This is a genomic window from Arthrobacter sp. J156, from assembly GCF_056172865.1.
This window is the reverse complement of the sequence record NZ_CM149650.1, coordinates 1,979,083-1,992,115: the sequence shown is the minus strand read 5'-3', so window position 1 is coordinate 1,992,115 and position 13,033 is coordinate 1,979,083. Positions and strand designations below refer to the sequence as shown.

At 71.5% G+C, this 13,033-nt stretch carries 10 protein-coding genes; 3 read left to right on the top strand and 7 right to left on the bottom strand.

Annotated elements, in window-relative coordinates; all coding sequences use genetic code 11:
* Positions 1-453: a MarR family winged helix-turn-helix transcriptional regulator gene (locus AC0QR5_RS09040; protein WP_329861599.1), complete on the top strand. Its 453-nt coding sequence runs from the start codon at positions 1-3 to the stop codon at positions 451-453.
* A gap of 52 nt (positions 454-505) precedes the next feature.
* Here the strand turns inward: AC0QR5_RS09040 and AC0QR5_RS09035 are convergent, their stop codons facing one another.
* Positions 506-1,438, bottom strand: coding sequence for a serine protein kinase RIO (locus AC0QR5_RS09035; RefSeq protein WP_329861598.1), 933 nt, complete (start codon positions 1,436-1,438; stop codon positions 506-508).
* A gap of 221 nt (positions 1,439-1,659) precedes the next feature.
* On the opposite strand from AC0QR5_RS09035, the gene paaZ reads away from it, so the two are divergent.
* Positions 1,660-3,795, top strand: coding sequence for a phenylacetic acid degradation bifunctional protein PaaZ (gene paaZ, locus AC0QR5_RS09030; protein ID WP_329861597.1), 2,136 nt, complete (start codon positions 1,660-1,662; stop codon positions 3,793-3,795).
* A 98-nt stretch (positions 3,796-3,893) separates the two neighbouring features.
* Here paaZ and AC0QR5_RS09025 read toward each other — a convergent pair whose 3' ends face one another.
* The 6 genes from AC0QR5_RS09025 to AC0QR5_RS09000 all read right to left on the bottom strand — a co-directional run bounded on the left by AC0QR5_RS09025 (position 3,894) and on the right by AC0QR5_RS09000 (position 11,368).
* Positions 3,894-5,570 carry a thiamine pyrophosphate-dependent enzyme gene (locus AC0QR5_RS09025; RefSeq protein ID WP_329861592.1) on the bottom strand — a complete coding sequence of 559 codons (1,677 nt, stop codon included), beginning with the start codon at positions 5,568-5,570 and terminating at the stop codon, positions 3,894-3,896.
* A 224-nt stretch (positions 5,571-5,794) separates the two neighbouring features.
* Positions 5,795-6,487 (bottom strand): nicotinamide mononucleotide transporter, encoded by a 693-nt coding sequence (locus tag AC0QR5_RS09020; protein WP_329861591.1) that lies wholly within the window; start codon positions 6,485-6,487, stop codon positions 5,795-5,797.
* Positions 6,488-6,532: 45 nt separating this feature from the next.
* Positions 6,533-7,147: a TetR/AcrR family transcriptional regulator gene (locus AC0QR5_RS09015; protein ID WP_329861589.1), complete on the bottom strand. Its 615-nt coding sequence runs from the start codon at positions 7,145-7,147 to the stop codon at positions 6,533-6,535.
* A gap of 28 nt (positions 7,148-7,175) precedes the next feature.
* Positions 7,176-8,495, bottom strand: a complete 1,320-nt coding sequence (locus AC0QR5_RS09010; RefSeq protein ID WP_329861588.1) for a phenylacetate--CoA ligase family protein — start codon at positions 8,493-8,495, stop codon at positions 7,176-7,178.
* A 113-nt stretch (positions 8,496-8,608) separates the two neighbouring features.
* The gene (gene paaI / locus AC0QR5_RS09005) at positions 8,609-9,073 is read right to left on the bottom strand and encodes a hydroxyphenylacetyl-CoA thioesterase PaaI (protein ID WP_329861586.1); all 465 of its coding nucleotides are present in this window, start codon (positions 9,071-9,073) and stop codon (positions 8,609-8,611) included.
* Positions 9,074-9,205: 132 nt separating this feature from the next.
* Positions 9,206-11,368 carry a S9 family peptidase gene (locus tag AC0QR5_RS09000; protein WP_329861585.1) on the bottom strand — a complete coding sequence of 721 codons (2,163 nt, stop codon included), beginning with the start codon at positions 11,366-11,368 and terminating at the stop codon, positions 9,206-9,208.
* A 93-nt stretch (positions 11,369-11,461) separates the two neighbouring features.
* On the opposite strand from AC0QR5_RS09000, the gene AC0QR5_RS08995 reads away from it, so the two are divergent.
* The gene (locus AC0QR5_RS08995; RefSeq protein WP_329861584.1) at positions 11,462-13,018 is read left to right on the top strand and encodes a serine hydrolase domain-containing protein; all 1,557 of its coding nucleotides are present in this window, start codon (positions 11,462-11,464) and stop codon (positions 13,016-13,018) included.
* Positions 13,019-13,033 lie beyond the last annotated feature (15 nt).

The window sequence follows — 13,033 nt, the reverse complement described above, 5'->3', positions numbered from 1 at the left end:
ATGACGGTGGAAGAGGAACGCGTGGACGACCTGGCGCTGGAACGCCAGTTGTGTTTCGCGCTGTCCGTGGCGTCGAGGAACGTCGTGGCCGCCTATCGGCCGGTTTTGGATCCGCTGGGACTGACGCATCCGCAATACCTGGTGATGCTCGCGCTGTGGGGGGAGTCCCCGCTCACGTTGAGGGAGCTGGGCGAGCGCCTCCAGCTTGATCCGGGAACGTTGTCCCCGCTGCTCAAGCGGTTGGAGGCCTCCGGATACGTGGAGCGCAAGCGCCGCCCCGAGGACGGGCGCGCCCTCGCGGTGGTCCCCACGGCTGCGGGAATCGCGCTGCGCCGCGACGCCGAGCGCGTTCCGGTGGAGATGATGCGCCGCCTCGGCATGTCCGTCGAGGAGCTGGCCTCGTTGCATCGGCTCATGAACCGCTTGGCCGAGGCCGCCCGGCGCACCCTGTAGGCGGGAGCGCCGGGCAGGCCGTGCCGGCGAGGAGTGCCGCGCCCGCAGCCGGCTACCAGGCGGAGGCGACGAGCTCGCCGAACAGCTCCTCGGGATCGTGCTCCAGTCCGCGCGCGGCGAACCAGCCGCACATCGTGCGGCAGTCCCGGGCGAGCAGCTCCATGCCCTGCGTGTTCCCGGCCAGGTCCACGAACTGCGGCAGGTCGATCACCACGAGCCGGTCGCCGGCGGCCAGGACGTTGTAGGGGGAGAGGTCGCCGTGGGCGAACCCGAGCCGCGCGAACGCGCGCATGGCCTCGAGCAGCTGCTCCCAGTACCCGGCCAGACGGGCGGCGTCCGGGGTGGTCTGCTGCAGGCGCGGGGCCGCTGCCCCCGGGACCTCCGGATCCTCGATGAACTCCATGAGGATCTCGGTGCCGCAGATCTGCACGGGATAGGGCACGGGCGCGCCGGCCTCGAACGCCATCCGCAGGTAGTTCCACTCGGAGGAGGCCCAGCGCCCGGCCTCCACGAGGCGGCCGTAGCTGCTGCCGGTCTTCAGGGCGCGCGCGTCGCGGGAGCGCCTGACCGAGCGGCCCTCGTTGTAGGCGGAGGAGCGGTGGAAGAGCCGCTGTTCCGGGGTCCGGTAGCGCTTGGCGGCCAGGATGGCGCGGCGTTCGGCGGTGGCGCGCTCGATCAGGAACACGTCCGCCTCCTTGCCGGTCTTCAGGACGCCGAGCTCGGTGTCGATCGCGGCGGCGTCCTCGAGGACGAACTCCGGGTAGGGCGCGGGGCCGCGCATGAGCTTCTCGAGTCCGGGCCAGGTGGACCAGCGCTGGTCGGGGCCCAGGGCGTCGTCGAGGACGTTCCATTCGGCGCTCCGGTCGGGCCGGGGCGGGCGGGTACGATGCCGGGGCGCGGCCCCGTCGTCGTCCGCGGTCCTGTCGGTGGTGCGGAGGGTGGATTCGAAGGAATCGGGGTGCTGGAAGTCAGCGGGGATCTTCATGGGTGGTTGAACTCCGGGTGAGGGGAAGGACGGTGCGGGCGTGGTGCACGGCAAAGACGCTCATCGTGTCCTCCTCTGTTCGGGTCCAACGGGTGTCGTCCCAGTGAACCACGAGCGATTGGGATTGGTCAATGAGTGCCCGGGGGGGCTGTCCGCCCGGGCGTGCGCCTGCTAGTGTTGTGCGGGATTACTGACCGATCGTTCAGGAGGACGCGTCGACGATGACCACCCAGACCGAGCAGCCCGCAGCACTTGTCCCCAGCTACGTCCAGGACGCGTGGTGGACCCCCGCCAGCGGCGACGGCGCCGCGCTGGTGCTGGACGCCAACACCGGCGAACGGCTCGCCGCCGTGAGCGCCGACGGACTCGACCTCGGCGCCATGGTCCACCACGCGCGCACGGTCGGCCAGCGCGAGCTCGGGGCCCTCACCCTGCACGAGCGCGCCCTGCGCCTCAAGGAGCTCGCCCAGTACCTCAACGGCCGCCGCGAGGAGCTCTACGAGATCTCCTACAAGACCGGCGCCACCAAGATCGACTCGATGATCGACGTCGACGGCGGCATCGGCGTGCTGTTCACCTTCTCCTCCAAGGGCCGCCGCGAGCTGCCCAACTCGAACGTCATCGTCGACGGCGCCGCGGAGCCGCTCTCCCGCGACGGGTCGTTCCTCGGCGGGCACATCTACACCCGCATCCCCGGCGTCGCGGCGCAGATCAACGCCTTCAACTTCCCCGTCTGGGGCATGCTGGAGAAGTTCGCCCCGGCCTTCGTCGCGGGCGTGCCGACGATCGTCAAGCCCGCGACCCCGACGGGCTACCTGACCGAGGCCGTCGTGCGGCTCATGGTCGAATCCGGCCTGCTGCCGGCCGGATCGCTGCAGCTCATCTCCGGCTCCGCCCGCACGCTGCTGGACGTGCTCGACTACCGCGACCTGCTCTCCTTCACCGGTTCGGCCTCGACGGCGAATTCGCTCAAGTCCCACCCCAACGTCATCGACGGCGGCGTCCGCTTCACCGCCGAGACGGACTCGCTCAACGCGGCGATCCTCGGCCCGGACGCCGTCGAGGGCACGCCGGAGTTCGACGCCTTCATCAAGTCGGTCGTCACCGAGATGACGGTCAAGGCCGGCCAGAAGTGCACCGCCATCCGCCGCACGATCGTCCCCGCGGGACTCGAGCAGGCCGTCGTCGACGCGATCGGCGCGCGCATCAGTCAGCGCGTCGTCGTCGGCGATCCGCGGGCCGAGGGCGTCACGATGGGCGCGCTGGCCTCGCTCGAGCAGTTGCGCGACGTGCGCGGCGCCGTCGAGGCGATGCTCGCGGCCGGCGGCGAGCTCGCCTACGGCACGCTCGACGCCCCCGTGGTCCGCACGGCCGCCGGAGCGGAAGAGGTCGTCGACGCTGGCGCGTTTATGTCTCCGCTGGTCCTGACCTGGGACGACGTCGAGAACGAGTCCGTGCACAGCCGCGAGGCCTTCGGCCCGGTGACCTCCGTGATCGGCTACGCCGACCTGGACGACGCCGTCCGGCTCGCGGCCAAGGGCGCGGGTTCCCTCGTGGCGACCGTCTGCACGAACGACCCGGAGGCCGCGCGCGCCCTGACGGTCGGGATCGCCGGCCACCACGGCCGCGTCCACGTGCTCAACCGCGAGACCGCCCGCTCCTCCACGGGCCACGGCTCCCCGGTGCCGCACCTGGTCCACGGCGGCCCGGGACGCGCCGGCGGTGGCGAGGAGCTCGGCGGCATCCGCTCCGTCAAGCACCACATGCAGCGCACCGCCGTGCAGGGTTCGCCCAACATGCTCACCGCGCTCACGGGCGTGTGGCACGCCGGCGCCGACCGCATCGTGGCCGGGGCGGAGGAGTTCGGCGCCGAGGCCTCGAACACCCACCCGTTCCGCAAGTCCCTCGCCGAGCTGCGGATCGGCGACGCCTTCGCGTCGGGCCTGCGCGAGGTGACGCTCGAGGACATCACGGCTTTCGCACAGGAGACCGGCGACACTTTCTACGCGCACACAGACGATGCCGCGGCCGAGGCGAACCCGTTCTTCCCGGGCATCGTCGCCCACGGCTACCTGCTCGTCTCCTGGGCCGCGGGGCTCTTCGTCGAGCCGGCGCCGGGACCCGTGCTGGCGAACTACGGGCTCGAGAACCTGCGCTTCATCACCCCGGTCCCGGCCGGGGACTCCATCCGCGTCACCCTGACGGCCAAGCAGATCACCCCGCGCGTCACCGACGAGTACGGCGAGGTCCGCTGGGACGCCGTCATCAACAACCAGGACGGCGAGATCGTGGCCACCTACGACGTGCTCACGCTCGTCGAGAAGGAAGACACGACCTACGCGGACTGGGCGAAGTAGCCCGGAAGGCCGGCCCGGAAGGGCCCGGGAACGACGGCGGGGCGGCACCCCAGGTGCCGCCCCGCCGTCGTCCGTCCTCCTCCCCGGAGGGCGGCGCGCTAGTAGGCCTTGACCCGCTGCTCCACGATGAGGTGGACGAGCGCGAACACGCCGTCCTCGTCGATCGCCTTCAGCGCCGCCTCGACGGCCGCCGGGACGTCGTCGTCCGCCTCCACGCGGATGCCGAAGCCACCGAACGCCTCCGCCATCTTCGCGAAGTCCGGGTTCCTCAGCTGCGTGCCGGACACGCGCTCGGGGTAGTCGCGCTCCTGGTGCGTGCGGATGGTCCCGTACTCCTGGTTGTCCATGACCACCACGAGCGGCGTCGCCCCGTACTGCGCGGCCGTCGCCAGCTCCTGGCCGTTCATGAGGAACTCGCCGTCGCCGGCGATCGTGACCACGCGGCGGCCCGGGGAGGCCAGCGAGGCCGCGATCGCCGAGGGGATCGAGTAGCCCATGGAGCCGTTGCGCGCGCTGATCATCGTCGCGTAGCCGTTGGTGGGGAAGTAGCGGTGCGCCCAGTTCGTGTGCTCTCCGGCCCCGAAGGTCACCATTGCGTCCCGCGGCAGGGTCGGTACGAGGTTGGCCATGAGCGTCGCCATCTTCGCCTGCCCGCCCTGCGGGGCCGCCGGGGGCAGCGCCGCGAACGCCTCCTGCTCGCCGCGCATGCGCGCCGTCCACTCGCGCCACGAGTCCTTCACCGGCAGGTCCATGCGCACCAGGTCGCGGACGAACACGTCCGGCTTGGCGACGATCTGGTAGGACACCGGGCCCGAGCGGCCGCGCAGCGAGGGGTCGATCGTGACCAGGAAGTTCTTCTTCTCCCAGTTCTGCCGGATGTTGAAGCCGTCCGTGATGACGTCGCCGGGGACCGTGCCGACGAACACGAGCAGGTCCGTCTCCTCGAGCAGGTCGTAGGTGGGCTTCGGGCGGCCGTAGCCGATCGGGCCCACGTAGGACGGCGAATCGAAGGGGACGGTGCCCTCGCAACGCCACTCCGCGGCCGCCGGGAGGTCGTGCTCCTCGAGCCACTGCGTGAACTCCGCGGCGCCCTCGGTGGTCCAGTCGTTGCCGCCGAAGATGAACAGCGGCTTGTCCGCCTCCTTGAGGGCGTCGTTGAGCGCCTTCCAGTCCGTGACGGTCATGCCGCCCGCCGCGACCGGGATCTGCGGGTGGATCTCCGCCGAGACCCGGTGCTTGATGATGTCCTCGGGCAGGCCGACGACGACGGGGCCGGGCCGGCCGGACATCGCCGCGAACATCGCCTCCGCCACGACCTCGGACGCCCGCTCGGCGTGGTCCAGGATCATGACGCGCTTGGCGCCCGTGCCGAACCAGGCCTTCGGATCGAACTCCTGGAAGGCCTCCTTCTCGCGGTGCTCGAACGGGATCAGGCCCACGAACAGCACCATCGGCGTCGAGTCCTGCCAGGCCGTGTGCAGGCCGACGTGGGCGTTCGCGGCGCCCGGGCCGCGCGTGACCATCGCGATGCCGGGGAGCTGGTTCATCTTGCCGTCCGCCTCGGCCATGTAGGCGGCGCCGCCCTCGTGGCGGCAGACGATCGTGTCGATGGGGGAGTCGTGGAGGCCGTCGAGCACATCGAGGTAGCTCTCGCCGGGAACCACGTAGCTGCGCTTGACGCCGTGGGCCACGAGGGTGTCGACGATGACGTGGCCGGCGGACTTCAGGCCGGCGTCGGTGCCGGACTCGGTGGGCGCGGTCGCGGTGTCAGTCATGGAGTCATCTACTTTCGCCATTGAAATTCGAATCCCTGGGGCGCACCGGGCCGGGACGCACGGTGCCGCCAGCGTTCAAGGTACCCGACGCCGGGCGCTACCGCGCAGTCGCACGTGACGCGCAGGGTTCACAGACGTGCGCGGCGTCACGCCCCGCCGTCGTCCCCCGCGAGCCGCGCTCAAGACAGCAGCTGAGTGGATCCTGATGCGCAGAAAGGCGGGGGTCAAGTGGTGTAGGGGCTCGGCGGGTAGGCCTCGTCCGCGGCGGCCGGGGCCGCCTCGGCCGGGGCCGGGCGCCAGGCCCACCAGCCGTAGAGGGCGGCGAAGAGCTGCAGCACGAGGGCGCCGAGCGTGGCCAGGGCGGGCTGGTTGGCGAAGAAGAGGGCGATGAATCCGGCCGAGGCGGCCGCCACGGCGAGCCACGCGGCACGGATCCCGTGCGCGATGCCGACGAATCCGGCCGTCACGACGGCGCCGAGCGCCGCGTTGGCCCACAGCCCCCACGCGGCCGGGGACAACGCGAGCCCGCTCGTGAGCATCTGCCCCAGGCCCAGTGCAGTGAACGCCAGGACCAGCGCGACGCCCCACGCGACGGCGCGCGCGGACGCACCCCGGACGCGGACGTCGCGGCCGAAGCGGCCCGCCGTCGGATACTTGGAGAAACGCCACAGGCCGTAGGCGGCGACGGCCATGAGCGGCAGCGCGTGGACGAGGTCCGCGTAGGTGTAAAGCAGGGCGATGGTCAGGGGGCCGGCGAAGACGGACAGGACCTTCGCCCACCAGCCCAGGTCGCTGCGGACGGCGAGCAGCACGAGCGCCAGCCCGGAGAGCACGGTGCTCAGGGCGGAGAGGGACACGATCATGGCGGTGCTGGTGCCGGGCACCTGCCCGAAGAGGTCGAAGAAGAGCTGATCCACGGAAAACCGACTGCCTTGGGGAGCGGGGAAAGGGGCGGAACGATCCTACCGGTTGCGGCTGTGAACGCCGTCCAGCATCATCCGGATCGCGTTCTCCTCCACCTCCGCGGCCGTGACGGGGCCGCCGGGCCGGTACCACTCCACGACGGAGTTGATGGTGCCGAACAACAAGCGGGAGATCGTCCGCGGGTCGATGTCCCGGCGCAGCGATCCCTCCTCCTGGGCCTTCACCACGAGCTCGGCGACCTGGCGGTCCACCGCGCGGCGCCGATCGAGCGCCGTGCGCTCGATCTCGGTGTTGCCGCGCAGGCGCAGCAGCAGGGTCACGAACGGACGGCGCTCGATCAGCACGCGGATCGTGGAGCGCAGGATGAACTCGAGCCGCTCCTCGGCCGTGCCGGTCAGCGCGCGCTCGTCCTCGCCGATCGCCTCGAGGGGAACGAGGGCCTGGTCCAGGGCGAGCCGCAGGAGCTCGCCCTTGGACGGCACGTGGTGGTAGATCGCCGACTTCGAGATCCCCAGGTTGTGCGCGAGCGTGCCCATCGAGGTGGCGTCGTAGCCGTACTTGTTGAAGACCTGGACGGCGACGTTCAGGACGGAGTCCTGGTCGTAGCCGGGCCGACCGCGTTTCGCGGCGGGCTGCTCAAGGGATCGGGGCATGGCGTCGATTCTTCCACGAACCGCCGGGCTACTTGTCGCGCAGGTCGTAGATGCGCTTGAGCTTGCCCACGGAGCGCGGGAGCGATTCGGGGTCCACGACGTCGATCCGGCAGCTCGAGCCGACGTGGATCTTGATGAGCTTCTGCAGCTCCCGGGCGGCCTCGCCGGCCCGCTCGGACGTGCAGTCGTCGCGGCGCTCGATCTTCACCGCGAGCTCGTCCATGCGGTTCGGCCGGGTGATCTCGAGCTGGAAGTGCGGCGAGAGCCCGTCGACCTTGAGCGCGAGCTCCTCGATCTGGGTCGGGAAGAGGTTCACGCCGCGCAGGATGATCATGTCGTCGCTGCGGCCCGTGATGCGGCCCATGCGGCGGTGCCCGGCGCGGGCGGTGCCGGGGAGCAGCCGCGTGAGGTCGTGCGTCCGGTAGCGGATGATGGGCAGCGCCTTCTTGGTCAGCGAGGTGAACACGAGCTCGCCGTGCTCGCCGTCGCCGAGGACCTTGGACTCGTCGAACGCGTCGATGATCTCGGGGCGGAAGTGGTCCTCCCAGATGTGGCTGCCGTCCTTGGTCTGGTTCGACTCGCCGGCGACGCCGGGGCCCATGACCTCGCTCAGTCCGTAGATGTCGCACGCGTCGAGGTCGAACATGACCTCGAGCTCGTGGCGCATCTCCTCGGTCCACGGCTCGGCGCCGAGCACGGCGGTCTTGAGGGAGGTCGAGCGGGGGTCGATCCCGGCGCGCTGCATGGCGTCGCCGATCGTGAGCAGGTAGGTCGGCGTGCACAGGATCGCGTCGGGCGCGAAGTCCTGGATCAGGGTGATCTGCTTCTCCGTCTGGCCCCCGGACATGGGGATCACGGTGGCGCCGAGGCGTTCGGCGGCCGCGTGGGCGCCGAGGCCGCCGGTGAACAGCCCGTAGCCGTAGGCGTTGTGGACCTTCCAGCCGGGCTTGACCCCGGAGAGGCGCAGGCAGCGGGCGCCGAGCTTGGCCCAGTCGTCGAGGTCGGAGCGCGTGTATCCGACGACGGTCGCGCGGCCCGTGGTGCCGGAGGAGGCGTGGATGCGGGCGACCTCGTGCTGGGGCACGGCGAACATGCCGAACGGGTAGGTCCGGCGCAGGTCCTCCTTCTCGGTGAAGGGGAACAGGGCGAGGTCGGCGAGCTCCTTGAGGTCGGAGGGGTGGACCCCGGCGGCGTCGTACTTCTCCCGGTAGAGGGGGACGCGGTCGTAGGCGTAGGCGAGGGTCTCCTGCAGCCGCGCGAGCTGGATCGACTCGATCTGATCGCGGCTCATGGTCTCTTCCGGATCCAGGGGATTGGGAAGCTCGGTCTCGGGGACGGTCTGCGTCATCGCGGGGGCCTTTGCGTGCTGTGGCGGGTGGTGTGGTGGGTCCGGGGGACTGCGACGCCGGAGGCTGGTCCTCCTCGGGCGCCACCCGGTGCCGGGGTGCTGGTGGCCCCGGCCTAGCGCTTGGGGACGGTCCGGGAACGGCCGCGGAACTCGGCGATGAGCTCGTCGTCGCCTCCCGGAACGGACTGCAGGATGCTGATGTCGTAGATCCCGCTGCGGCCGGCGGCGGCGCGGCGGTCGGCGACGGCCGTGAGGGTCCGGCCGGGGATGCCCGGCTTGAGGAAGTTGATGTCCACGCCGGAGGCGACGGTGATGGTGTCCTCCGAGCCGGTGTGGGGGTTGCAGGCCAGCGCGAACGCGGTGTCGGCGAACGCGAAGACCATGCCGCCGTGGGCGATGCCGAAGCCGTTGAGCATCTCGCGGCGCAGGGTCATCGTGATGGTGGCGTGCCCGTCGGCGACGCGGAGCACCTCGATGCCCATCCATTCGGAGGCGTGGTCGTTCTCGAGGATCGGGTGGACCGCGGCGGTGCCGGCGGACTCCTCCTGGAGCGTGGAATCAGCGTGTGTTCCGGTCATCCGGGCCTCCGATCAATAATTACCGAACGATCATTAGGTAATCCCGAAAGGTGATCCAAGTCAAGTCGCGGTGGCTACGTGAAGGGGCCCGGACGCGCGCGTCCGGGCCCGTTCAGGCGGCGTGTGCCGTGCTCAGATCCGCTCGACGGCCCCGAGCGCGTCGAGGACGAACGCGTAGTCCCAGGCCCGGTCCTTCCAGCCCTCGTAGCGGCCGGAGGCCCCGCCGTGCCCCCCGTCCATCTCGATCTTCAGCACCACGGGCTCGCTTCCCGTGGTCTCCTCGCGCAGCCGCTGCACCCACTTGGCCGGTTCCACGTAGAGCACGCGGGTGTCGTTGAAGCTCGTGACGGCGGCGATCCGCGGGTAGGGGACGGACGCGATGTTCTCGTACGGCGTGTAGGACTTCATGTACGCGTAGACGTCCGGGTCGGTGATGGGGTTGCCCCATTCCTCCCACTCGAGGGCGGACAGCGGCAGCTCCGGGTCGAGGATGGTGGTCAGCGCGTCCACGAACGGCACCTGGGCCACGACGGCCCGGTAGAGGTGCGGGGCCAGGTTCACAACCGCGCCCATGAGCAGTCCGCCCGCCGAGCCGCCCATGGCGGCGACGCGCCGCGGATCGGCCCAGCCGCGGGCGACGACGTGTTCCGTGACGGCGATGAAGTCGGTGAAGGTGTTCTTCTTGGCGAGCTTCTTGCCGTCCTCGTACCACGGCCGGCCCAGCTCGCCGCCGCCCCGGACGTGCGCGACGACGAACACGACGCCGCGGTCCAGCAGGCTCAGGCGCGGGATCGCGAAGGCGGGGTCCATGCTGATCTCGTAGCTGCCGTAGCCGTAGACGAGCGCCGGGTTGGTGCCGTCCGCTTCCACCCCGGCCCGCCGCACGATGCTGACCGGGATCCGCGTGCCGTCGGCCGCAACGGCCCAGTCGCGCTCGGCGACGTAGGCGGAGGGATCGTAGCCGCCCTTGACGGGGGTCTCCTTGCGCAGGGTCAGCGTCCCGTCGGCCAGCGCGTAGTCGTAGACGCGCGGCGGGACGAGGTAGCTCGTGTAGGACAGGCGGATGAGCGGGGAATCGTACTCGGCGTTGGCGAGCGAGCACGTGTAGAGCTCTTCGTCGAAGGACGGCTCCGCGGCCGGTCCCTGCCCGGTCGTGCCGAGCCCGGCGGCCGGGAGCACGAGGACGCGCTCGGTCGTGTCCTGCCGGACGGAGACCACGACGTGCGTGCGCGTCACGGCGGTTCCCTCCACCTTGACGTCGTCGCGGTGGGGCAGCACGGTCGCCCATTCCTGCTCGGCGAGCGGCTTGGCGAACTCCGCCGAGGGGACGAGCGAGACCATGTTGTTCACGGCGTCGCGGTTGTGCGTGAGGAGGTAGGCACGCCCGTCCGGGGTGTCGAGCGGGTCCATCCCGTGCAGGATCCGCTCGTCGCGGGAGAGCAGGAGCCGGGGCGCGGACTGCGGGTCCACGAGGTCGAGCGAGTGCGTCTCCGAGTACTCGGAGTTCCCGACCGAGATGAGCAGCTCGCGGCGGTCCGGAGCGAGGTCGAACCCCGTCCACATTCCCGGGTCGTCCTCCTGGAACACCACCTCGTCCTGTTCGGCGGGCGTGCCGAGGACGTGGACCTTGACCTGGTGGGGGCGCCAGGAGTCGTCCACCACGGTGTAGTAGATCCGCGTCCCGTCGGGGGAGAAGGCGAGCCCGTAGAAGACGTTCTCGATCTCGTCGGCGAGGAGCTCCCCGCTGTCCAGGTCCTTGAAGCGCAGGGTGAAGCGCTCGTCGCCGGCGTTGTCCTGCGCGTAGGCCAGCAGGGTCCCGTCCTCGGTCACGGCGAGGCCGCCGAGGGAGAAGAACGGCTTGCCCTCGGCCTCCGCGTTGCCGTCCAGGAGGACCTGCTCGCCCTCGAACGGGACGCCCGGTTCGACGACTGGCGGCGTCCAGTCGGCCACGGGGTCGCCCGAGTCGGCGGCGGCGACCCGGCACTGGACCGTGTACTGCCGGCCCTCGTCCGTGCGCGTGAAGTACCACCAGCCGCGCTTCCGGGCCGGAACGGAGAGGTCGGTCTCCTCCGTGCGCTCCTTGATCTCGTTGAACACGGCGTCGCGCAGATCCTGCTGGTGGGCCGTGACGGCCTCCATGTAGGCGTGCTCGGCCTTGAGATGCTCGACGACCTCCGGGGATTCCTTCTCGCGGAGCCACTCGTAGTCGTCCACGAAGGTCTCGCCGTGGTGGGTCCGCTCGACGGGGGCCTTCCGGGCCACGGGCGGCTGCGGCACTGCACTGGATTCGCTCATGCCACCCATTGAACTCCATGCCGGCCGGCGCGCGCGGCCTGTTCGCCCGGAGCGTGTCCGCGTGCCGCCGCCCGGAAGTGCGAGGATGGGCGCATGTCTTCCGCGTCCCGTTCCCCCGCCGGCCCGGGCGCCGGCGCCACGCAGACCATCGCCGGGGCCTGGCGCTCGGTCCTGGACTACGCGCCCCGCTACCTCGGGTTCCAGCGCGCCTGGGCGCGCCAACCCGGCGTCCAGGTGGCCGCCGCGCTCGACGGCGAGCCGCTGGGCGGCTTCGCCGTGGGCTTCGCCGACCTGGGCGGCCGCATCCCGCTCGAGACCGGCCACCTCTTCCGCGTGGCCTCCCACTCGAAGACCTTCACGGCCGTCGCCGTCCTGCAGCTCGTCGAGGCCGGGGCCCTCCGGCTCGACGACGCCGTCGCGGAGCACGTGCCGGAGCTCGCCGGGACGGACGCGGGCGGGCTCCTGCTCGGGGACCTGCTCTCCCACTCCACGGGGATCGTCCGCGACGGCGCGGACGCAGACTTCTGGCAACTGCACCGCGCCTTCCCGGACCGGGCCGCGCTCGTCGCGGCCGCGGCGGCGGGGCGGATCGCGGGGGAGTACGAGCACTTCAAGTACACCAACATCGGCTACGGGCTCCTGGGGCTCGCCATCGCCGCCGCCTCCGGCACGGACTACCGCTCCTACGTCCGCGAGCACATCGTGGACCGACTCGGACTCGCCGACACCGGGCCGGACCTGGATCCACGCTCCGCGCGCGGACCGGACCACGGCGGCCTCGCCACGGGATACGCCTCGCTCGCCGCGGCCGGCGAGCCCTACGCGCTCGGGCAGCGCGTGCCCGTGGACCACGTCGACACGGGCGCGCTCGACGCGGCCACCGGCTTCTACTCGACCGCCGCGGACCTCGTCCGCTTCTTCTCCGCGCTCCTGCCTGCGTCGGACCCCGCCGCGGAGGGCTCCGGAGGCGTGGAAACGGCGGGAGCCGCTGGCGCCGGCCCGGACGCCGGCCCGGGTCGGCGTCCCCTGCTCTCCGAACGCTCGAAGCGGCGAATGCGCCGCCGCGTCGAGGACTCGGGGCTGCCCGGCCGCGGCTACGGGCTGGGGCTGATCCTCCAGGACGTCCACGGCACGCCGACCTTCGGCCACAGCGGCGGCTACCCCGGCCACATCACGCGCACGTGGGCGTGCCCGGGAACCGGGATCGTTCTCAGCGTCCTGGCCAACGCCGTCGACGGGCCGGCCGCTCCGTGGGGCGAGGCGGTGTTCGCCCTGGCGGCGCTCGCGCTCAAGGAGGCCCCGGCGTCGTACTCCGACGTCCCCGCCGAGGCGCTGGAGAGGTTCACGGGCCGCTTCGCGGGGCTGTGGGGCGTGCAGGACGTCGTCCTGCTGGGCGGCCGGCTCTACGCGCTGCCGCTCGCCGCGCCGCTGGACCCGGAGCACATCCTGCCGCTCGAGTTCGTCGACGGCTCGACGCTGCGCTCGCAGGACCCCAACGGCTTCGGAGGGTACGGCGAGGAGCTGTCCTTCGAGTTCGACTCCGCGGGCGCCTCCGCCATGCGCGGGCCCGGCGGGCTGCGCATGGTGCGGCAGGCCGACTACCGGCTGCCGGAGCGGATCACTGCCCCGGTCCCGGCGCCCGGCGGCTGAGCGCCCTCCCGGCCC